The organism is Streptomyces sp. NPDC004838, from assembly GCF_053600955.1.
On record NZ_JBSGAW010000001.1, the window covers coordinates 202,517 to 224,104 of the forward strand.

The following is a 21,588-nucleotide window of genomic DNA, read 5'->3' on the forward strand; positions in this document are numbered from 1 at the left end:
CCCGGCCCTGCGGCCCGGGAGGCAGGCCCTACGGCCAGGGTGGGAACCCCGCGCGGCGTTGCCGGACCGCGCGAGTACGGCGCGTACGAGTCGCGGACCTCCGCCTCGCACGATGCACCGCACCGGACACCGCGCGGCGACCGGAAGACCCCTTCGGTCGCAGCGCCAGCGGGAGCGGGGCTCCGCTAGAAGCACTCCTTGACGCCTCTGTGCAGCTTCATCTTCAGACCGGGCAGCTTGAAGGTGCCGGCCGTGGTCGCCCACGCCTTCTGCCGGACATCGGTCAGCGTCGCCGACTTGGCCCGCTGCGAGAAGCCGTACGGGTTCGCCTGGGTGCCCGGCTGAACGCCGGGGTTCTTCAGCGAGCCCGCGGCGACGCCGATGTCGATGTCCTCGAACTCGGCGTTCGCTTCGAGATCCGAGACATCGAGGTAGATGTCCTCGGCGTACACCGGGTCGGAGCCCTTGCCTCCGGCGGTGAGCTGGAGGCTCACATTCCCGAGGAAGGGCACCTTCGGGGTGACGACCGACTGGCACATATTGGTGATCTCGGCCGTCTTGAAGCCCGACACGGCGACCGGCGCCGCGAAGTCCTCGCCCTCAAGGTTCTTGCCGTGGGCCACACTTCCGTACTGAACGAAGTTCGTGCCGACGAGCTTGTCGGCACGGACCTTGAACTCCTGGCCTGAGATGCTGAAAGACGCGGCGAGCGCCCCCTGTGCCAGGCCGATGCCTATCGCGGCCGTCGCGGCCACACTCGGCACCATGACAAGGGCGAACCGCTTCCATCTGGTTCCGCCACGAGCCACAGACTCCATGACTTTCCTCCTTCTCGGACGTACACCTCGGGTACGGACCGATCCGTCCGTCCTGAGGTGGGAGAAGCGCTACGTCCTCGGGCAGGAGAGCACCCGCGCCGTCGGCCGCTTACCGCGTCCACAACACCGGCGTTCACTCCCGAGCGACAACCACTGATCGCGCCTGAAGCGTCACGCGCAACCTCGTCGGACAGGCCCCGCCGTCCGGCGGGAACCCCCCTGTCCGCGACCGGCGCACTGCGGCCGGCCGGCCCGGTGGGGACCCGAGTACCGCGCACGGCGGGGAGCCGGGCTGGTGCGGTATCGGACCGAGCGTCGCCGATCGTGGTCCATTCACGGCCCCGACACAAGGGGGCTCGTTACTCGCTAGTAGCGATCCGGTGGCCGAGTCGCCGCCGACCGGGACCGAGTGGCCACACAGGGTGCAACGGCGCACGCCGCCAGAAGGGGCCAATGCCGCTAATAAACGGACAGAAGAATGCACTTGATTTACTGCGAGTAACAGATCGACAATTTATCAAGTTTTGGTAAAGGGCAGTCCGGTTCCCTTCCGAACACGCCAAAACGGCGGTGATGCCTCATCAGCATCACCGCCGCAATTCACCGCGGAACAGCCCTAGTCGACCGATCGGGCCAGGTTGTTCACAAGTCGGTTCAGAACAGCACCCGCGCCAGCGCCGAACGGGCCGACGTCACCCTCGGGTCGTCGCCTCCGATCACCTCGAAGAGCTTGAGCAGCCTCAGCCGTGCCGCGTCACGGTCCTCGCCGGCCGTCCGGCGCACCGTCTCGACGAGCCGGCCGAAAGCGTCCTCGACATGACCGCCCACCAGATCCAGATCGGCCGCGGCGATCTGCGCCGCCACATCGGCCGGGTTCTCGGCGGCTTCCCGGCGGACCTTCTGCTCGTCCATGTCCTTGACGCGGCCCAGCAGTTCGGCCTGGGCGAGGCCCAGTTTCGCCTCGGAGTTGCCGGGGTCGTCGGAGAGGACGTTCTTGTACGCCTGCACCGCGCCGGCGAAGTCGCCCGCGTCCAGCGCCCGCACGGCGGCCTCCAGCAGCGCGTCGTACGGCCCGACGGGCACGGCCGCCGCGGCGGGCTGTGCTCCCTCGGCACTCTGGTCGACGGTGATGCCCGTCAGGCCGAAGCGCTCCTCGGCCACCTGGATCAGCTGGTCCAGCGTCTGACGGATCTGCGCCTCGGGGGCCGCACCCTGGAAGAGGGGCAGCGCCTGTCCGGCCACCACCGCGAAAACCGCGGGAATGCCCTGGATGCCGAATTGCTGCATCAGCATCTGGTTGGCGTCGACATCAATCTTGGCGAGTACGAAACGGCCGTTGTACTCCAGGGCCAGGCGTTCCAGCAGAGGGCCGAGCTGCTTGCAGGGTCCGCACCACTCGGCCCAGAAGTCGAGGACGACCGGGACCTCGGCGGACCGCTGGAGAACGTCGGCCTCGAAGCCCGCCTCATCGACGTCGATCACGAGACTGGAGGGAGCGACGGCACCGCCGCCGCCCTGGCGGGCGGCCTCGGCACGGGCCGCCTCCGCCTTCGCCTTGGCCTCACCGGCCGCCTTCAACGCGGCGAGATCGACGACGCCGCTCATGGACATGTTCCTAGGCTGCATGAGTACATCCTCCCCCCTCCGGCCGCGCATGTGAAAAGTGCGGTCGGTCGAACCGCACCCCGATGGTGTGGCGCGGGGTCCCCACCCTGCGCCGGTGGTTGTCGCGGAGCCGGTCACAGCTTTCGCTACGGGTCGTAGCGTAACGGCAGCGGCACGCACGGTGTGAGATTCCCCCGGTGAACTGGCTCACAACAAAGTGCTTACCCGCCGGTATGGTCGCCGTCATGCAGAGCCGCACCCGCTCCCATGACGCACCCGACGTCCCCGACGCCTCCGGCGCCCCCGGCGGTCGTACGGGCCGCCCGAGGAGCGCGGAGGCCGACAGCGCGATCCTCGACGCGACGCGGTCGGCACTCGTCGAGCTGGGCTGGTCGAAACTGACCATGAGCGATGTGTCCACGCGCGCCGGGGTCGCCAAGACGACGCTGTACCGGCGCTGGGCGAACAAGAACGAACTCGTCGTGGACGCCGTCGCCGTGCTCTTCGACGAGTTGTGCCTCCCCGACCTCGGCAGCCTGGCCGCCGACGTCGAAGGGGTGGTGCTCCAGTTCGGGGCGCTGCTGGAGCGGCCGGAGACGAGGACGGCGCTGATGGCGGTGGTCGCCGAGGCGACCAGGGACGAGGCGCTGCGCCACCGTATCCGCGCGGCGATCGTCGACCGCCAGAAGTTCCTGGTGCTCCAGGGCCGGGCGCGGGCGCAGGCTCGCGGTGAGCTGCCGTACGAGGACGATCCGGAAGCGGCCGCGTACAACGCCGACTTGATCTTCGACGTCATCGCGGGCGCGGTCGTGCACCGGACGCTGGTCAGCGCGGAGCCGGTGGACGCGGCATGGGCACGCGGCTTCACCGGGCTGCTGCTGTCGGGCCTCGCGTCACTCGGCCGCTAGTCGCTCGGCTGCTAGTCGCTCGGCCGCCGAGGGCCGGTCGCGCCACCGGAACCCCTCGGGCCCGCGCGGACACCCCTGCCGGTCGCGGGGGTCACCCGTCTCCCGGCTCCGAGTCGAGCGTGACCGTGGCGAAGAGATCGCCCCCGCAGCCGACCTTTCTGATCCGGGCCGGGACACCGCGTACGGGGGCGGGAAGTTCCGTCACCCCGCCACCGTACGCGCGACGGCCGTCCGTCAGAAGCCGGGCGGTTCGGTGTAGATGCCCCACTCCTCGCGCAGGGCGTCGCAGATCTCGCCCAGCGTCGCCTCGGCGCGCACCGCGTCCAGCATCGGGCCGATCATGTTGGAGCCGTCGCGGGCCGCCGCGAGCATCGCGTCCAGTGAGGACCGTACGAGAGCGTCGTCGCGGCGGGTCCTGCGGTCCCCCAGGGCCCGTACCTGCTCGCGCTCGACCTCATGGCTGACCCGCAGGATCTCCAGATCGCCGGTGACCGAGCCGTGGTGGACGTTGACGCCGACGACGCGCTTGTCGCCCTTCTCCAGCGCCTGCTGGTAGCGGAAGGCGGACTCGGCGATCTCGCCGGTGAACCAGCCGTCCTCGATGCCGCGCAGGATCCCGGAGGTGATGGGCCCGATGGGGTGCCGCCCGTCGGGGTGTGCCCGGCGTCCCCGTTCCTTGATCTGGTCGAAGATCTTCTCGGCGTCGGCCTCGATCCGGTCGGTGAGCTGCTCGACGTACCACGAGCCGCCCAGCGGGTCGGCGACGTTGGCGACGCCGGTCTCCTCCATCAGGACCTGCTGGGTGCGCAGGGCGATCTCCGCGGCCTGCTCGCTCGGCAGGGCGAGGGTCTCGTCGAGCGCGTTGGTGTGCAGGGAGTTGGTGCCGCCGAGGACGGCGGAGAGCGCCTCGACCGCCGTGCGCACGACGTTGTTGTACGGCTGCTGCGCGGTCAGCGAGACCCCGGCGGTCTGGGTGTGGAACCGGAGCCACTGGGCCTTGTCGGTCTTCGCGCCGTACACATCGCGCATCCAGCGGGCCCAGATCCGCCGGGCCGCCCGGAACTTGGCGATCTCCTCGAAGAAGTCGAGATGCGCGTCGAAGAAGAAGGAGAGACCGGGGGCGAAGGTGTCCACTTCGAGCCCGCGGCTCAGTCCCAGCTCGACGTAGCCGAAGCCGTCGGCGAGCGTGTACGCCAGCTCCTGGGCGGCCGTCGCCCCCGCCTCGCGGATGTGGTAGCCGGAGACCGAGAGCGGCTTGTACGCGGGGATGCCCCGCGCGCAGTGCTCCATCAGGTCGCCGATCAGCCGCAGATGGGGCTCGGGCTGGAACAGCCACTCCTTCTGGGCGATGTACTCCTTGAAGATGTCGGTCTGGAGCGTGCCGTTCAGTACGGAGGGGTCGACGCCCTGCCGCTCGGCCGCGACCAGGTACATGCAGAAGACGGGCACGGCCGGCCCGCTGATCGTCATGGACGTGGTGACATCGCCGAGCGGGATGTCCTTGAACAGCACCTCCATGTCGGCGGCGGAGTCGATGGCGACCCCGCAGTGACCGACCTCGCCGAGCGAGCGCGGGTCGTCGGAGTCGCGGCCCATGAGCGTGGGCATGTCGAAGGCGACGGAGAGCCCGCCGCCGCCCGCGGCCAGGATCATCTTGTACCGCTCGTTCGTCTGCTCGGCGTTCCCGAAGCCGGCGAACTGGCGGATGGTCCAGGTACGGCCCCGGTAGCCGGTCGGGTGCAGACCTCGGGTGAAGGGGTACTCACCGGGCCAGCCGATGCGCTCGAAGCCCTCGTACACATCGGTGGGCCGGGGCCCGTAGACGGGCTCCACGGGATCCCCGGAGAGCGTCGAGAAGTCCGCCTCGCGCTTGCGGGCCTTGTCGTAGCGGGCCTGCCAGCGTCGGCGGCCCTCTTCAATCGCGTCAGCGTCCATCCCACCAATTTACTAGGACGTCCTAGTAAATGTCGATGAAGAACCGCCGCGGGCCGTGCGCGCCGCGGCGGTGGGGTGACGCGTCAAGCCTGGGCCGGCTCCGCGCCGGACTCGATCAGCGACTGGACCTCGCGGGTGATCTTCGGCTCCACGAAGAAGGAGGCCACGGGGATGCAGCCGGCCGCCAGCACCCACAGCAGCTTGCCGAAGGGCCATTTCGCCTTGGAACCCAGGTCGAAGGCGAAGATGACGTAGATGATGAAGAGCACACCGTGGATCTGCGAGATCAGCATGGTGTCGCCGGTGTCGAAGCCGTACTTCAGCACGATGGCGCCGGTGAACACCAGCAGCCAGACGGCGGTGATGTACGCCATCACCCGGTAGCGGGTCAGCACGGTTTGTTTCATGGCGCTGAGCCTAACCGGGTGGCGATACCACCTCGCGGCCGGGTCGTACAAGGGTCCCGCCACGCCACTTCCGCTCCTCAGCGCTCGTCGAAATCCTGAGCGGAGACCCGCAGGGGCCGCAGTATCGCGAAGATCTCCGCGCACTCCTCGGCGTCGTACGCGCCGAGCCCGAACTCCATCTCCATGAGGTCGCGGGTGGCCGACTCCACGACCTCCCGGCCCTTGTCGGTGATGGAGGCGAGAGTGCCGCGCCCGTCGTTGGGGTTGGGCCGCTTGTCGACCAGACCGGACCTGACCAGCCGGTCCACGGTGTTGGTCACGGAGGTCGGATGGACCATGAGCCGCTCGCCGATCTTGGACATCGGCAGCTCACCGGCCTTGGAGAAGGTGAGCAGCACCAGCGCCTCGTACCGCGCGAAGGTCAGCCCGTACGGCTTGACGACGGCGTCGACCTCGGCGAGCAGGATCTGGTGCGCCCGCATGATCGAGGTGATCGCGGCCATGGAGGGGACGGGCCCCCAGCGCTGCTGCCACAGTTCGTCGGCGCGGGCGATGGGATCGAATGGGAGGCTGAGGGGCTTGGGCACGGCTCCGACCCTACCGAGTGGTCATTTTGTGGTCAGCCCTGTCTCGCCCTTCGGTCTCCCGGCGGGCGGAGCGGCGGGCTCCGGAGCGTGTCACGAGGTGCGCTCCGGGTGACGAGCCGACGAGCGGCGCTCCGGACCCCGGAGGCACGGCTCCGGGCGTACGGCTCCGGGCGTACGGCCGTGGGGCGGGACTCCGGGGACAGGGCTCGGGGGAGACAGGGCCCCGGAAGTACAGCCGAGGCCGCCGCCGTCCCCGTCCCGTCCCCTCCCGGCGGCCGGGCACGCGGGCACACACCGCACAGGGCAGGCACCCGCCGCCCCCGAGACCCGCGGGTGCCTGCCGCTCCCCGGAGGGGCTACGCGTTGACCGTGCCCTCGCGGCGGGCACGCGCGGCGATCACCTCGTCCTCGGCGGCGCGCTTGAGCTTGCGCTCGGCGATGAGGAAGCCGCCCGGCAGGATCGAGAACGCGAAGTACAGAGCCGCGGTCTTCAGATCCCACTTCGTGCGGTTCCAGGCGTCGGCCCAGAGCAGCACATAGACGATGAACAGGATTCCGTGGACCATGCCCAGGGTCGGCACCGGGTTGAAGTCCGTCGTGCGCTTCAGCACCATCCCGACGATCAGGAGGAGCCAGGAGACGCCCTCGATCGCGGAGATCAGACGAAGTCGGTGGAGGGACGAGGCGGTCTTGATGTCCACGGTTGCACCTTCGGTGGGACGGTACGGAACGGGTGACGCGACCGGCCTGCCGGACGGCGGGCACGGAAGCGGCGCGAGCCGATCTTGTGAATGTGCTCACAAGCTCGGTGGGCTCATTCTGGCAGCCCTCTTTGCCAAGCCTTTGTCCGGGGTGGGGTCCTGGGGCCCTCCGCGCCCGTCGGCGCCCCTCCCCGCGGCCGGGATTACCGGTTGAGCACCTGTTCCGGCCACCGTCCCGGCGGTTACCGTCGCTTCGTGGCAACGTTCCGGCTCCAGGGGAGCAAGGTGCTCGCGGTTGAGATGACCGGCGACGCCGTCAAAGCGAAGAACGGGTCGATGGTCGCCTACGACGGCCAGATGGCCTTCAAGAAGCTGTCCGGCGGCGGTGAGGGCATCCGCGGGATGGTCACCCGCCGTCTCACCGGCGAGCAGATGACGATGATGGAGGTGAAGGGGCAGGGCGTCTGTTACTTCGCCGACCGCGCGTCCGAGATCAACCTGGTGGCGCTCCACGGCGACAAGCTGTTCGTCGAGTCGAGCAATCTGCTCGCCGCCGACTCGGGCCTGCGCACCGGCACCAGCTTCACCGGCCTGCGCGGCGGGGCGACGGGCAACGGCCTGTTCACCACCACGGTCGAGGGCAGCGGCCAGGCCGCGATCATGTCGGACGGCCCGGCCGTCGTTCTGCGGGTGACCCCGCAGTACCCCCTCTCGGTCGACCCCGGCGCGTACATCGCCCACCAGGGCAACCTCCAGCAGAACTTCCAGTCCGGTGTGACCTTCCGCACCCTCATGGGCGAGGGCGGCGGCGAGGCGTTCCAGATCCGCTTCGAGGGCGACGGCCTCGTGTACGTACAGCCCAGTGAGCGCAACACCATCGGAGGGGACGTCTGAGATGCCTTTCCGTGAGATCAACTCCAAGCTGGTCGAGGCGACGGTCATTCCCGGCCAGCGGATGTTCAGTCAGCGCGGCGCGATGATCGCGTACAAGGGGGAGGTGTCCTTCACCCCCAACACCGTGGGCGGTCAGGGCGGATTCGCCTCGATGATCGGCCGCCGGGCCGCCGGCGAGGCGACCCCGCTGATGACGGTGGAGGGCAGCGGCACGGTGATGTTCGGCCACGGCGGTCATCACATCCAGGTGATCGACCTCTCCGGCGACACCCTGTACGTGGAGGCCGACCGGCTGCTCGCGTTCGACGGGACGCTGGAGCAGAACACGATGTTCATGGGCTCGCAGGGCGGGGTCATGGGCATGGTGCGCGGTCAGGTGACCGGCCAGGGGCTGTTCACCACGACCCTCCGCGGCCATGGCGCTGTCGCGGTGATGGCGCACGGCGGTGTGATCCAGCTGCCGATCACCCCCGGCCGTACGGTCCATGTGGACCCGCAGGCGTATGTCGCGCACCACGGTGACGTACAGAACAAGCTCTCCACCGCGCTGGGCTGGCGCGACATGGTGGGGCGCGGCTCGGGCGAGGCGTTCCAGCTGGAGCTGAGCGGCAATGGCGCGGTGTATGTCCAGGCATCGGAGGAGAAGCTGTGACGGGCCCTGTGGTTCTCGACCCGATGTCGCTGCCGAGCGACGACAACGTCAACCCGTACACCTTCTGTGTGGACCTCAAGGGGAGCCAGTGGTTCCTCCAGAAGGGGAAGATGATCGCCTACTACGGGCAGATCGAGTTCAACGGCATCGGCCACGGCCGGTTCGACCGGCTGCTGCGGACCTCGTTCCACTCACCGCTGCACGCGAGTGACTGGGTGGTGGCGGAGGGCAGCGGCAAGATGCTGCTCGCCGACCGGGCGTTCGATGTGAACTCCTTCGACCTGGACGACGGGAATCTGACGATCCGGTCCGGGAACCTGCTGGCCTACCAGCCGACGCTGGCGCTGAAGCAGTCGATCGTGCCGGGCTTTCTGACGCTGATCGGAACCGGGAAGTTCGTCGCCGCGTCCAATGGACCGGTGGTGTTCATGGAACCCCCGATCCGGGTGGATCCGCAGGCGCTGGTGGGCTGGGCCGACTGCCCGTCCCCCTGCCACCACTACGACCACGGCTATATGACCGGCGTGATGGGGGGACTGCGCGCCTTGACGGGAATCGGCGGGGCCTCCGGGGAGGAGCACCAGTTCGACTTCGTCGGTGCCGGGACCGTGCTGCTCCAGTCGTCCGAGGCGCTGATGGCGGAGACGGCGACGGGCGCGCCTCCGGCGCAGGCCGGGGTGCCGGGCGGCGGCTCGGGCGTTCCCGGTCAACACGGATCCGCACCGCGCCTTCCCGGCCAGCTGGGGGACCTCCAGCGTCGTTTCGGCCTGTGAACGCTACTCTGCGGAGTGTGACGTCGAACGTCTGCGCGCCCGGCGCACTGCGTACACTGCGCTTCCGCGCGCCGGACCCCGGCGGTTCGGTGCCGAGAATCACCATCCCAGTTCGTACGTCTTTCAACTTCTTAGGTAGAATCCATATATGGAGACCGAGACGGCCACTCGCTGGCTCACCGATGACGAGCAGGTCACCTGGCGTACGCATCTGGACGTCAGCCGACTGTTGATGCACCAGCTCGAAAAGGATCTTCAGCCGTTCGGCCTGACCAACAACGACTACGAGATCCTGGTCAACCTGTCGGAGTCGGCGGAACAGCGCATGCGGATGAGCGACCTGGCCGCGGCCACGCTCCAGTCCAAGAGCCGCCTGTCCCACCAGATCACCCGTATGGAGAACGCGGGCCTCGTCCGCCGGGAGAACTGCGAGTCGGACCGGCGCGGACTGTACGCGGTCCTCACCGACCAGGGCGCGGAGACGATGCGGAAGGTCGCGCCGCACCATGTCGCGTCCGTACGCAAGCACTTCATCGACCTGATGTCGCCGGAGGCGCTGGCGGATCTGCGCTCGTCGCTGGCACCGGTGGCGGACCATCTGCGGGGGCGGCGGCTCAAGGGCTGACCCGCGGGGCCGGGAACGGTCCGGGACGACCGGCCGGGCCAGCCCCCGTGGGCGGCAGCGACGGACCGGGGCAGGAACAGTCCACGGACAGGAACGGTCCGGTGGCGGGCCGGGACGACCCAGGAGCGGACGGCGGTGGGCCGGCCTCGGCGGGCGACAGCGACGGACCAGGAACAGAACGGCGACGGGCCGGGGACGGGCCGGGGCCGTCACGCCCGCGGCAGCCGTAGCTCGAAGAGCGCGCCGCCCGTGCCGGGCGCCCCTCCCACCGTGAGACCGCCGCCGTGCCGTTCGGCGACATCGCGGGCGATGGACAGACCGAGCCCCGCGCCGCCCGCGTCCCTGCTGCGCGCGTCGTCGAGCCTTACGAACCGTTCGAAGATCCGCTCCCGCTCGGGCTCCGGGACGCCGTCGCCGTCGTCCGCGACGGTCAGCACGGCGCGGTCCCCCTCCCTCCGCACCGAGACGACGACCGAGGTCCGGGCGTGGCGCTGGGCGTTGTCCAGCAGATTGCCCAGGACCCGCCCCAACTGCCCCCGCGAGCCGGTCACTTCGGCCTCCCCGGCCGTGTCCAGCGTCACCGGCACCCGGCCGCCGGTCCGCCGGTCCACCTCCTCGTGCGCCAGCTCGGCGAGATCGAGTCGGGCCCGGCCGGGCCGCTCCCCCGCGTCCAGCCGGGCCAGCAGCAGCAGATCGGCGGCGAGCTGCTGGAGCCGTACGGTGTCGGCGACCGCGCCCGGCACGTCCAGCAGCTCCGGGTGGGCCTCCCCCACTTCGAGCTGGGTGCGCAGTGAGGCGATGGGGCTGCGCAGCTCGTGCGAGGCGTCCGCGACGAACCGGCGCTGCCGTTCGACGGAGGACTCCAGCGCGGCCAGGGTCTCATTGGTCGTACGCGCCAGCCGGGCGATCTCGTCACGGGTGCCCGGCTCGGGAACGCGCCGCGAGAGGTCCTCGGACGCCATGATCTCGGCCATTTCCCCACGGATGTCCTCGACCGGCTTCAGCGCCCGCCGGGTCACCAGCCAGGTCACCGAGCCCACCACGACGAGCAGCGCCGGCAGCCCGGCGAGCATGGCCTCGCGTGCCGACGCGACGGCTTCCTCCTCGATGGAGAGCGGCGCGCCCGCGTAGACGGTGACGGTGAGGCCCGCGCCCGTGGTGGCCTCGACGGCGGCGAAGCGGTACGAGCCGGTGTCGCCGTCCACGGTCGCGCGGCCGTTGCTGAACCGGGGCCCACCGGGCGCGACCTCGCCCCGGTCGGGGTCGTCGTCACGGTCGCCGTCCCCGTCTCCGTCCTCTTCGCCGTCGCCGGCGGGCCGCGGATCGGGCGTCACGTCGGTGCTGCCGGTGCCGGAGATCTTCTCCAGTTCCTCGCTCACGGCGAAGACCCGCCCGTTCTCGTCCACCACCTGCACGGGCCGGTCCTCCTCCGACGGCAGTTCGAGCCGGTCGGCGGAGACCCCGCGGGCGATCTGGGAGGCCGTCGAACGGGCGGCGACCTCGGCCTGGAGGCCGGCCTGGTCGACCAGATGGGTCCGCAGGACGAAGAGCACGGCCGCGCCCGCGGCGATCAGCGCGACGGCGACGACCGCGGTGGCCCCGAGCGCGGCCTTTGCACGTACAGATCTCATGGCACGGCCACCAGCCGATAGCCCGCGCCCCGCACGGTCTGGATCCGCGCCGCGCCGAGCTTGCGGCGCAGTGCGCTGATGTAGACCTCGATGATGTTCGGGTCGCCGTCATAGGCGAAGTCCCAGACGTGTTCGAGGATCTGCGCCTTGCTGACGACGTCTCCGGCGCGTACGGCCAGCTGTTCCAGAACGGCGAACTCCCTGGCGGTGAGGGTGACCTCCTCCTGCCCGCGGAAGACCCGCCGGGCGGCGGTCTCCACGCGCAGCTCACCGACGGTGAGCACGGGGGAGCCTCCGGACCGGCCGCGCCGGCGGAGCAGGGCCTTGACCCTGGCGACGAGGACGACGTACGAGAACGGCTTGGTCAGATAGTCGTCGGCGCCGGTGTCCAGCCCCTCCGCCTCGTCGTACTCGCCGTCCTTGGCGGTCAGCATGAGGATCGGGACGTCGTTCCCGGCGGCCCGGAGTGCTCCGCAGACCCGGTAGCCGTTCATGCCGGGGAGCATGATGTCGAGGAGGACGAGGTCGTACACGCCCTCGGAGGCCCGGTGCAGGCCCTCGCGGCCGTCGTGGACGACGTCCACGGCGAAGCCCTCGGCGGTCAGGCCCTTGGCCAGGGAGAGGGCGAGCCGCCGCTCGTCCTCCACGATCAGCAATCGCATGCCTTCAGGGTCGCAAACTCCACCTGAAGATCCTTTCAGGTGACTTCAGGCTGCGTTCAGGGTCCCCCCGGAAGAGTGGTCTTCGCCGACCGCACCCGTCCCTGGAGGCCATCCTCATGAAGCGCAAGACCGTCATCGCCGTGACCGCTGCGGCCCTGCTCGCCGGTGGCGCGTACACGGCCGTCGCCTCCCCCGGAGCCGATCCCGTTCCCGCCGCCGGAATCACCGTCGACCAGGCTGTGAAGGCCGCCCTGGGGAAGACGCCCGGTTCCGTGGAGTCCGCCGAACGCGAGGACGACGGCAAGGGCGAGTGGGAGATCGAGATCCGCGCCGCGGACGGCGCGGAGCACGACGTCCGCGTGGACGCGCTCTCCGGCCAGGTGCTGGGATCGCAGCCGGACGACGACAGTGACGACAGCGACGACAGTGACGACCGGGGTGACCGTGATGACACCGACAAGGCAGAGCGGAAGGGCGACGGCGACAACGGTGACCGGGACGGCGATGACGGGTCCGCCCGCCCCCAGCCCCAGGTCAACGCCCAGCAGGCGGCCGACGCGGCCCTCGCCTTCCGGTCCGGCACGGTCACGGAGATCGACTTCGAGGACGCCCACTGGGAGGTCGAGGTCCGGGCCGAGGACGGCGGCTTCCACGAGGTGACGGTCGACTCCCGGACCGGGAAGGCGTCGGCGGCCCCGAAGGACGACGACTGACGCTCGCTTCTTTTTGGGCTCGGTTCGCCTCCGGGGCGCTCTTGGCACGGCCCCGCAGGACGACGACTGACGTTCCCCACATGAAGCGGCGGAACCGGGGGGTACCGCCCGGCGGCCCGCGCGGGCCGGACCAGGGGCCGGCCCGCGCGGGAACCCGAGGCCCGGAGGCCGGGCCCTTGCGTGCCCCGAGGCAAGCGACTGCGGCCGAGCCCGAGGCACGGCCCCCGTCGGCCGAGGCAGAGTCATCCGCCGGGACAGGGGCTCCGTAGGGGCCGGGAACAGACCGCCGAAGGCTGTTACCCGGCCCCTACGGGCAGGCACCCCTTTTTGAGGGCTCGGTTCTCCCCCGGACTCCGTCCGGGGGGACCCCCACGGGGCGCTCTGAGCGTGTGTCGACGGTCGACCGTGCTCGACCGCTCGCACCTCGGGACCTCCGCGCGCCCTCCCTCTCGACACCCGCGCGCCCCTCCAGCACACTCGGCCCCTCATTTGTGGCTCGTTCACCTCCGGGGCGCTCTGAGCGTGCGCCGACGGCCGACCGTGCTCGACCCCTCGTACCTCGGGACCTCCGCGCGCGCTCCCTCTCGACACCCGCGCCCCCCTCCGGCTCACCCGCCCAGGGAGAACCCCGCGCCACGCGGACCTCGACGCGCGCCACCGGGCCGCGGCCGCCGACAGGCCGACGCGCGCCACCGGCCCCGGCAGCCGACGCCGGAAAACGCCGCCCGCCGAAGGGCCGCTCAGGGCTCAGCCCTCCGTCAGGCCCGCGATCAGTTCGTCCGCCGCCCGGTACGGGTCCAGTTCGCCCGAGACGATCCGGTCCGCGAGCGTGCCGAGCCTGCGGTCGCCGTGCAGGTCGCCGATCCGCGTCCGCAGGGCCGTGACCGCGATCGTCTCGACCTCGCCGGCCGCCCGGCGGCGCCGGCGTTCCGCGAGGACGCCGTGCTCCTCCATCCAGGCCCGGTGCTTCTCCAGCGCCTCGACGACCTCGTCGACGCCTTCGGCGCGGAAGGCGACGGTCTTGACGATCGGGGGACGCCAGTCGCCGGGGGCGCGGGCCTCGCCGAGGCCCAGCATGTGGTTCAGCTCGCGGGCCGTCGCGTCCGCGCCGTCGCGGTCCGCCTTGTTCACCACGTACACATCGCCGATTTCGAGGATCCCCGCCTTCGCGGCCTGGATCCCGTCGCCCATGCCGGGGGCGAGCAGCACCACGGACGTGTCGGCCTGGGCCGCGATCTCGACCTCGGACTGACCGACGCCCACGGTCTCGACCAGGATCACCTCGCAGCCGGCCGCGTCGAGGACGCGGACGGCCTGGGGCGCGGCCCAGGCAAGGCCGCCGAGATGCCCTCGGGTGGCCATGGAGCGGATGTAGACACCGGGGTCCGAGGCGTGGTCGGACATCCGGACACGGTCGCCGAGCAGGGCCCCGCCGGAGAAGGGCGAGGACGGGTCGACGGCCAGGACGCCCACCCGCTTCCCCGCCCTGCGGTACGCGGCCACCAGCGCGGACGTGGTGGTGGACTTGCCGACGCCCGGCGAGCCCGTCAGGCCCACCACATACGCGCCGCCGGTCAGCGGCGCCAGCGCCGCCATCACCTCACGCAGCTGTGGGGACGCCCCCTCCACGAGGGAGATCAGCCGGGCCACGGCCCTCGGCCTGCCCTCCCTCGCCTGGGCCACCAGCTGGGCGACGTCCACCGTCATACCGCTGCTCCTCAACCGTTGGGTACCCTCCGGACCGGCCGTCCGGCACCCTCGGATCAACCGTCGGGTGCCTTCCGGGCCGTGCTCTCAGCTCTTGGCGGGGACGCGGACGATCAGCGCGTCGCCCTGCCCGCCGCCGCCGCACAGAGCCGCGGCCCCGACACCGCCGCCGCGCCGCCGCAGCTCCAGCGCCAGGTGGAGCACCACCCGCGCGCCGGACATGCCGATCGGGTGACCGAGGGCGATCGCGCCGCCGTTGACGTTCACCTTTTCCGGGGACACCCCGAGGTCCTTCATCGACTGCACGGCGACCGCGGCGAACGCCTCGTTGATCTCGATGAGGTCGAGGTCCCCGACCCCGATGCCCTCCTTGGACAGCGCGTGCTTGATCGCGTTCGACGGCTGCGACTGCAGGGAGTTGTCCGGGCCGGCGACGTTCCCGTGCGCGCCGATCTCCGCGAGCCACTCGAGGCCCAGCTCCTGGGCCTTCGCCTTGCTCATGACGACGACCGCCGCCGCACCGTCGGAGATCTGCGAGGACGTGCCCGCGGTGATCGTGCCGTCCTTCGCGAACGCGGGCCGCAGCTTGCTCAGCGACTCGACCGTGGTCTCCGCCCGGATGCCCTCGTCCTTCGAGAAGACGACCGGCTCGCCCTTGCGCTGCGGGATCTCGACGGGCGTGATCTCCGCCTCGAAGACGCCGTTCTTCTGCGCCGCGGCGGCCCGCTGGTGGGACGCCGCCGCGATCTCGTCCTGCTCCGCGCGGGCGATGCCGAGCCGGGTGTTGTGGTGCTCCGTGGACTCGCCCATGGCGATGCCCTCGAAGGCGTCGGTGAGACCGTCGTACGCCATCGCGTCGAGCATCTCGACCGCGCCGTACTTGAAGCCCTCACGCGACTTCGGCAGCAGATGCGGCGCGTTCGTCATCGACTCCTGGCCGCCCGCGACGATCACGTCGAACTCACCCGCACGGATCAACTGGTCCGCGAGGGCAATCGCGTCGAGCCCGGAGAGGCAGACTTTGTTGACGGTCAGCGCGGGCACGTTCATCGGGATGCCCGCCTTGACGGCGGCCTGGCGTGCCGGAATCTGCCCCGCACCCGCCTGGAGTACCTGGCCCATGATCACGTACTGCACCTGATCGGGTCCGATACCCGCCCGGTCCAGGGCCGCCTTGATGGCGAAGCCGCCGAGATCCGCGCCGGAGAAGGACTTGAGCGAGCCGAGGAGCCGTCCCATGGGCGTCCTGGCGCCCGCGACGATCACTGAGGTGGTACCGGTCGTTCCTGACATTCGAGACGATCCCCTTCCAGCGCGGAGGCTGAGGAGTGAACGAGGGTTTACCTCAATGTACTGAGCGGTACCGCTTTGGGTCACCGGGCGTCGGGTGTGATCGCGCGCACGTTGCGTAACCACGGGTGTGGGGGTGCACTGGTTTCATGCTGACGCGCATCGACCACATCGGGATCGCCTGTTTCGACCTCGACACGACCGTCGAGTTCTACCGGTCCACGTACGGCTTCGAGGTCTTCCACACGGAGGTCAACGAGGAGCAGGGCGTACGCGAGGCCATGCTCAAGATCAACGAAACGTCCGACGGCGGCGCTTCCTACCTCCAGCTGCTGGAGCCCACCCGTGAGGACTCCGCGGTGGGGAAATGGCTGGCCAAGAACGGTGAGGGGGTCCACCACATCGCCTTCGGGACCGCTGACGTGGACGGGGACGCGCAGTCGATCCGGGACAAGGGCGTACGGGTCCTCTACGACGAGCCGCGGATCGGCTCGATGGGCTCCCGGATCACCTTCCTCCACCCCAAGGACTGCCACGGCGTTCTCACCGAACTCGTCACCTCTGCAACGGAGCACTGACCTCCGGATTCCCGGCCCGGTAGAGTAGGCGATTCCGGGCCGGGGCCGGGTCGGGGCCGCGCCGCGTCCTCTCATATTGTTCTGCCACCATTCCCCGGGGGGCCGTTCGCCGGGCGGGCGGTGCTTGTGTGTGGAGACAGTTGCGACCAGGGGACGGATGGGACCGCGCAGTGCGGGGCTACGAACGCCAGGAGAGCCACCGAGCTGACGACGACCACCTCTCGCGGTTCGAAGCCGAGATGGACAGGCTGAAGACCGAGCGGGAGAAGGCCGTCCAGCACGCCGAGGACCTCGGCTACCAGGTCGAGGTATTGCGCGCCAAGCTCCACGAAGCGCGCCGGAACCTCGTGTCCCGCCCCGCGTACGACAACGCAGACCTCGGCTACCAGGCCGAGCAGATGCTCCGTAACGCCCAGATCCAGGCCGATCAGATGCGCTCCGACGCGGAGCGCGAACTGCGCGAGGTGCGCGCCCAGGCCCAGCGTCTCCTCCAGGAGCACGCCGAGCACCAGGCCCGGCTCCAGGCCGAGCTGCACGCCGAGGCCAACCAGCGCCGCCAGCGACTCGACCAGGAGCTGGCCGAGCGCCGCCAGACCGTCGAGGCGCACGTCAACGAGAACGTGGCCTGGGCCGAGCAGCTGCGCGCCCGTACCGAGTCGCAGGCCCGCCGCCTCCTCGACGAGTCCCGCGCCGAGGCCGAGAAGTCGCTGGCGCAGGCCCGCGCCGAGGCCAAGCGGGCCGCCGACGAGGCCCGTTCACGCGTCGGCTCCGAGACGGAGTCCGCCCGCGCCGAGGCCGAATCCATCCTGCTGCGGGCCCGCAAGGACGCCGAGCGGCTGCTGAACGCCGCGTCGACCCAGGCGCAGGAGGCCACCCAGCACGCGGAGCAGCTCCGCTCCTCGACCACGGCCGAGTCCGACCAGGCGCGCCAGCAGGCCGCCGAGCTGAGCCGGACGGCCGAACAGCGGGTGCAGGAGGCCGAGGAGAAGCTCCGCGAGGCCCGCACCGAGGCCGAGAAGCTGGTCACCGAGGCGAAGGAGACCGCGGCCCGGCAGCAGGCGTCCGTCGAGTCCGTCAACGAGCAGCGCAACCGCACCGCGAAGGCGGAGATCGCCCGGCTGGTCGCCGAGGCCACCACGGAGGCCGAGGCGGTGAAGGCGGAGGCCGAGCAGGTGCTCGCCGACGCCCGTACCGAGGCGGAGAAGCAGCTCGCCGCCGCCGCCGACAAGGCCCGTACCATCGCGGCCGAGGACTCGGCGGCCCAGCTCGCGAAGGCGGCCCGTACCGCCGAGGAAGTCCTCAACAAGGCGTCCGAGGACGCGCGGGAGAACACCCGCAAGGCGGCCGAGGAGGCCGAGCGGATCCGCCGCGAGGCGGAGGCGGAGGCGGACCGGCTGCGCGGCGAGGCCGCCGAGCAGGCCGACCAGCTCAAGGGCGCCGCGAAGGACGACACCAAGGAGTACCGCGCCAAGACCGTCGAACTCCAGGAGGAGGCCCGGCGGCTGCGCGGCGAGGCGGAGCAGCTGCGTTCCGAGGCGGTCGCCGAGGGCGAGCGGATCCGCGGCGAGGCGCGCCGTGAGGCCGTCCAGCAGATCGAGGAGGCGGCCAGCACCGCCGAGGACCTGCTGACCAAGGCCCGCGCCGACGCCGACGAGCTGCGCTCGGGCGCGAGCACCGACAGCGAGCGGGTCCGCACCGAGGCCATCGAGCGCGCCACCGCGCTGCGCCGGCAGGCCGAGGAGACGCTGGAGCGCAACCGCGGCGAGGCCGAGCGGATCCGTACGGAGGCGGAGGAGCAGGCCGACGGGATGCGGGCCGCCGCCGAGCAGGCCGCGGACGGGCTGCGCGAGGAGGCCGAGCGCGCCGTCGCGGCCCGCCAGGAGGAAGCCGCGGAGCACGTGGCGCGGATCCAGGGCGAGGCCGAGTCCCGTCTCGAGTCCGCCGAGCGGCACCTCGTGGACGCGCGGGCCGAGAGCGAGGGCATCCGCCGCGAGGCGGCCGAGGAGATCGACCGGCTGCGCGCCGAGGCCGCCGAGCGGGTCCGTACGCTTCAGGACCAGGCCGGGCAGGAGGCCGAGCGGCTGCGCGCCGAGGCCGGGCAGGACGCTTCGGCGGTCCGTGCCGAGGCGGAGAACATCGCGGTGCGGCTCCGCGGCGACGCGTCGAAGGAAGCCGAGCGGCTCAAGAGCGAGGCGCAGGAGAGCGCCGACCGGATGCGCGGCGAGGCCGCTTCGGCGGCCGACCGGGTGGCAGCGGAGGCCGCGGAGGCGCTGGCCGCCGCCCAGGAGGAGGCCGTACGCCGTCGCCGGGAGGCCGAGGGGATCCTCGACTCCGCGCGCGGGGAGGCGGACCAGGAGCGTGAGCGGGCCCGTGAGCAGGTCGAGGACCTGCTGGCGTCCGCCCGTAAGCGGGTCGAGGAGGCGCAGGCCGAGGCGCAGCGCCTGGTGGAGGAGGCCGACCGGCGCGCCACCGAGATGGTCGCGGCGGCCGAGCAGACCGCCAAGCAGGTACGGGACGCGGTGCAGGGTCTGCACGAGCAGGCCGACGCGGAGATCACCGGGCTGCGTTCGGCCGCCGAGCACGCGGCCCAGCGCACCCGGACCGAGGCGCAGGAGGAGGCGGACCGGGTCCGCGCGGACGCGCACGCCGCGCTGGAGCGGGCCGCCGAGGACGCGGCCCGGCTGCGGACCCGCGCCCAGGAGGAGACCGAGGCGGCGAACGCGCTCGCCGAACGGACCGTCAACGACGCGATCGGGGAGTCGGAGCGGCTGCGCGCGGACACCGCGGAGTATGTCCAGCGGATGCGTACGGAGGCGTCGGACGCCGTCGCCTCCGCCGAGCAGGACGCGGCGCGGACCAGGGCGGACGCGCGTGAGGACGCCAACCGGATCCGTTCGGAGGCGGCGGCGCAGGCGGACCGGCTGATCGGTGAGGCGACGGGCGAGAACGAGCGGATCAGGGGCGAGGCGCAGCAACTCCTCGACGAGGCACGGCAGTCCGCGGACAAGCGTCGCGCGGACGCGGCCGAGCAGGCCGACCAGCTCATCGCCGAGGCCGCCGGCGAGGCGGAGCGGATGCGCGGCGAGGCGGCCGAGACCGTGGGCTCCGCGCAGCAGGCCGCGGAGCGTATCAGGGCGGAGGCCCGGCAGTTCAGGACGGACGCGGAGACGGCGTCCGAGCGGCTGCGCTCCGAGGCGCGCGCGGCGGCCGACCGGACGGTCGACGAGGCCCGTGAGGCGTCGGCCAAGCGCCGCCGGGACGCGGCGGAGCAGGCGGACCAGCTGATGAACAAGGCTCAGGAGGAGGCGCTGCGCGCCGCTCTGGAGGCCGAGAAGCAGGCAGACGCGATGGTGGGCGCGGCCCGCAAAGAGGCCGAGCGGCTGGTCGCCGAGGCCACGGTCGAGGGCAATTCCCTGGTGGAGCGGGCCCGTACGGACGCCGATGAGCTGCTGGTCGGCGCGCGGCGGGACGACGCCGCCATCAGGGAGCGCATGGACGAGATGCGTATCCGGGTGGAGACCGAGGTCGAGGAGCTGCACGACCGTGCCCGCCGCGAGTCCTCCGAGCAGATGAGGATCGCGGGCGAGCGGGTCGATCAGCTGGTGAAGGCCGCGACGGAGCAGCGGGCCGAGTCCGCCGCGAAGGCCAAGGAGCTGCTGTCGGAGGCCACTTCGGAGGCCAGCCGGGTGCGTATCGCCGCCGTGAAGAAGGCGGAAGGTCTCCTCAAGGAGGCCGAGCAGAAGAAGGCCGAACTGATCCGGGAGGCCGAGCGGATCAGGACGGACGCCGAGGCGGAGGCCCGGCGACTGGTCGGCGACGGCAAGCGGGAACTGGATGTGCTGGTGCGGCGGCGTGAGGACATCCAGACGGAGATCTCCCGAGTGCAGGATGTACTGGAGGCGCTGGAGTCCTTCGAGGCTCCGACCTCCGGCGGCAAGTCATCCTCCAATGGGCCCGGCGGCTCCGGAGGGGGCGTCAGAGCCGGTGCCACAGCCGGTGTTACCCGTTCGAGTGGCAAGTCTTCGGACGGCTAGCCACTCAAAAGGCTGCATATTCTCCAGATCAAACCGGCATCCACTCGATGACTCGCCGCTTCGGCCCCTAGGATTCCCTCTATCACCTCACCGGTCTCATTCGACAGGAACCCCATGAGCGACACATCCTCCCCCTTCGGCTTCGAGCTCGTGCGGCGTGGTTACGACCGCGGTCAGGTGGACGACCGCATTACCAAACTCGTCGCCGACCGTGATAGTGCTCTGGCCCGAATCACCGCGCTGGAGAAGCGCATTGAGGAGCTCCACCTCGAAACGCAGAACGCCCAGGCGCAGGTGACCGACGCGGAGCCGTCGTACGCCGGTCTCGGTGCGCGTGTCGAGAAGATCCTCCGTCTCGCCGAGGAGGAGGCGAAGGACCTGCGCGAGGAGGCCCGCCGCGCCGCCGAGCAGCACCGTGAGCTGGCCGAGTCCGCCGCCCAGCAGGTGCGCAACGACGCCGAGTCGTTCGCCTCCGAGCGCAAGCAGAAGGCGGAGGACGAGGGCGTCCGCATCGTCGAGAAGGCGAAGGGCGACGCGACCCAGCTCCGTACCGAGGCGCAGAAGGACGCGCAGTCCAAGCGCGAGGAGGCGGACGCCCTCTTCGAGGAGACGCGCGCCAAGGCCGCCCAGGCCGCCGCGGACTTCGAGACGAACCTGGCCAAGCGCCGCGAGCAGTCGGAGCGGGATCTGGCATCGCGTCAGGCGAAGGCGGAGAAGCGGCTGGCGGAGATCGAGCACCGCGCCGAGCAGCTGCGGCTCGAGGCGGAGAAGCTCCGTACGGACGCGGAGCGCCGTGCCCGTCAGACGGTGGAGACCGCGCAGCGCCAGGCCGAGGACATCGTGGCCGACGCGAACGCCAAGGCCGACCGGATCCGCAGCGAGTCGGAGCGCGAGCTGGCGGCGCTCACCAACCGCCGCGACTCGATCAACGCGCAGCTGACCAACGTCCGCGAGATGCTGGCCACGCTGACCGGTGCGGCGGTCGCCGCGGCGGGCGCCCCCGCCGACGACGAGCCGATCTCCCGCGGTGTTCCGGCCCAGCAGTCCCGTTGAGCCCGTCCCGTTGAG

19 protein-coding genes are annotated in these 21,588 nt (G+C 71.1%); 9 read left to right on the forward strand and 10 right to left on the reverse strand.

From position 1 onward, the window contains the following. Window positions 1-185 precede the first annotated feature (185 nt). The gene (locus tag ACWEFL_RS00790; RefSeq protein WP_451705436.1) at window positions 186-818 is read right to left on the reverse strand and encodes a DUF6230 family protein; all 633 of its coding nucleotides are present in this window, start codon (window positions 816-818) and stop codon (window positions 186-188) included. 654 nt (window positions 819-1,472) lie between these two features. After that, window positions 1,473-2,444, reverse strand: coding sequence for a tetratricopeptide repeat protein (locus tag ACWEFL_RS00795; protein WP_451705438.1), 972 nt, complete (start codon window positions 2,442-2,444; stop codon window positions 1,473-1,475). Window positions 2,445-2,668: 224 nt separating this feature from the next. On the opposite strand from ACWEFL_RS00795, the gene ACWEFL_RS00800 reads away from it, so the two are divergent. Beyond that, window positions 2,669-3,331, forward strand: coding sequence for a TetR/AcrR family transcriptional regulator (locus tag ACWEFL_RS00800; protein WP_451705441.1), 663 nt, complete (start codon window positions 2,669-2,671; stop codon window positions 3,329-3,331). A 234-nt stretch (window positions 3,332-3,565) separates the two neighbouring features. Here the strand turns inward: ACWEFL_RS00800 and ACWEFL_RS00805 are convergent, their stop codons facing one another. The 4 genes from ACWEFL_RS00805 to ACWEFL_RS00820 all read right to left on the reverse strand — a co-directional run bounded on the left by ACWEFL_RS00805 (window position 3,566) and on the right by ACWEFL_RS00820 (window position 6,961). Then, window positions 3,566-5,266, reverse strand: a complete 1,701-nt coding sequence (locus tag ACWEFL_RS00805) for an acyl-CoA mutase large subunit family protein (RefSeq protein ID WP_451705443.1) — start codon at window positions 5,264-5,266, stop codon at window positions 3,566-3,568. 83 nt (window positions 5,267-5,349) lie between these two features. Then, entirely contained in the window at window positions 5,350-5,673 is a 324-nt protein-coding gene (locus ACWEFL_RS00810) for a DUF3817 domain-containing protein (protein ID WP_451705445.1), read from the reverse strand. A 77-nt stretch (window positions 5,674-5,750) separates the two neighbouring features. Next, window positions 5,751-6,260: a MarR family winged helix-turn-helix transcriptional regulator gene (locus tag ACWEFL_RS00815; protein ID WP_451705447.1), complete on the reverse strand. Its 510-nt coding sequence runs from the start codon at window positions 6,258-6,260 to the stop codon at window positions 5,751-5,753. A gap of 356 nt (window positions 6,261-6,616) precedes the next feature. After that, window positions 6,617-6,961 (reverse strand): DUF3817 domain-containing protein, encoded by a 345-nt coding sequence (locus ACWEFL_RS00820; protein ID WP_451705448.1) that lies wholly within the window; start codon window positions 6,959-6,961, stop codon window positions 6,617-6,619. 255 nt (window positions 6,962-7,216) lie between these two features. On the opposite strand from ACWEFL_RS00820, the gene ACWEFL_RS00825 reads away from it, so the two are divergent. From ACWEFL_RS00825 to ACWEFL_RS00840, 4 genes are all read left to right on the forward strand, one after another. Further along, window positions 7,217-7,855 (forward strand): AIM24 family protein, encoded by a 639-nt coding sequence (locus ACWEFL_RS00825; RefSeq protein WP_451705451.1) that lies wholly within the window; start codon window positions 7,217-7,219, stop codon window positions 7,853-7,855. 1 nt (window position 7,856) lies between these two features. Beyond that, entirely contained in the window at window positions 7,857-8,507 is a 651-nt protein-coding gene (locus tag ACWEFL_RS00830; RefSeq protein ID WP_451705454.1) for an AIM24 family protein, read from the forward strand. Beyond that, window positions 8,504-9,280 carry an AIM24 family protein gene (locus ACWEFL_RS00835; RefSeq protein WP_451705457.1) on the forward strand — a complete coding sequence of 259 codons (777 nt, stop codon included), beginning with the start codon at window positions 8,504-8,506 and terminating at the stop codon, window positions 9,278-9,280. Before ACWEFL_RS00830 ends, ACWEFL_RS00835 begins: the two co-directional genes overlap by 4 nt. A 148-nt stretch (window positions 9,281-9,428) precedes the next feature. Further along, a complete protein-coding gene (locus ACWEFL_RS00840; protein ID WP_451705460.1) occupies window positions 9,429-9,905 on the forward strand; it encodes a MarR family winged helix-turn-helix transcriptional regulator in 477 nt (158 codons plus the stop codon). A 209-nt stretch (window positions 9,906-10,114) separates the two neighbouring features. Here the strand turns inward: ACWEFL_RS00840 and ACWEFL_RS00845 are convergent, their stop codons facing one another. Together ACWEFL_RS00845 and ACWEFL_RS00850 are read right to left on the reverse strand one after the other, a co-directional pair. Next, complete coding sequence (locus tag ACWEFL_RS00845) at window positions 10,115-11,536, reverse strand: sensor histidine kinase (protein WP_451705463.1); 1,422 nt, start codon at window positions 11,534-11,536, stop codon at window positions 10,115-10,117. Continuing rightward, a complete protein-coding gene (locus ACWEFL_RS00850; protein ID WP_451705466.1) occupies window positions 11,533-12,198 on the reverse strand; it encodes a response regulator transcription factor in 666 nt (221 codons plus the stop codon). The genes ACWEFL_RS00845 and ACWEFL_RS00850 overlap by 4 nt, the downstream gene beginning before the upstream one ends. A gap of 116 nt (window positions 12,199-12,314) precedes the next feature. On the opposite strand from ACWEFL_RS00850, the gene ACWEFL_RS00855 reads away from it, so the two are divergent. Then, entirely contained in the window at window positions 12,315-12,911 is a 597-nt protein-coding gene (locus ACWEFL_RS00855) for a PepSY domain-containing protein (RefSeq protein WP_451705469.1), read from the forward strand. Between the two features lie 747 nt (window positions 12,912-13,658). Here ACWEFL_RS00855 and meaB read toward each other — a convergent pair. Further along, window positions 13,659-14,618, reverse strand: a complete 960-nt coding sequence (gene meaB / locus ACWEFL_RS00860; protein WP_451705471.1) for a methylmalonyl Co-A mutase-associated GTPase MeaB — start codon at window positions 14,616-14,618, stop codon at window positions 13,659-13,661. A gap of 87 nt (window positions 14,619-14,705) precedes the next feature. Then, complete coding sequence (locus ACWEFL_RS00865) at window positions 14,706-15,911, reverse strand: acetyl-CoA C-acetyltransferase (RefSeq protein ID WP_451705474.1); 1,206 nt, start codon at window positions 15,909-15,911, stop codon at window positions 14,706-14,708. Window positions 15,912-16,057: 146 nt separating this feature from the next. On the opposite strand from ACWEFL_RS00865, the gene mce reads away from it, so the two are divergent. The 3 genes from mce (at window position 16,058) to ACWEFL_RS00880 (ending at window position 21,573) form a co-directional block, all read left to right on the forward strand. After that, window positions 16,058-16,486, forward strand: coding sequence for a methylmalonyl-CoA epimerase (gene mce, locus ACWEFL_RS00870; RefSeq protein ID WP_451705477.1), 429 nt, complete (start codon window positions 16,058-16,060; stop codon window positions 16,484-16,486). Window positions 16,487-16,656: 170 nt separating this feature from the next. After that, on the forward strand, window positions 16,657-20,520 hold the full coding sequence (scy, locus tag ACWEFL_RS00875; RefSeq protein ID WP_451705480.1) for a polarized growth protein Scy: 3,864 nt from the start codon (window positions 16,657-16,659) through the stop codon (window positions 20,518-20,520). 114 nt (window positions 20,521-20,634) lie between these two features. After that, window positions 20,635-21,573, forward strand: coding sequence for a cellulose-binding protein (locus ACWEFL_RS00880; protein ID WP_451705483.1), 939 nt, complete (start codon window positions 20,635-20,637; stop codon window positions 21,571-21,573). Window positions 21,574-21,588 lie beyond the last annotated feature (15 nt).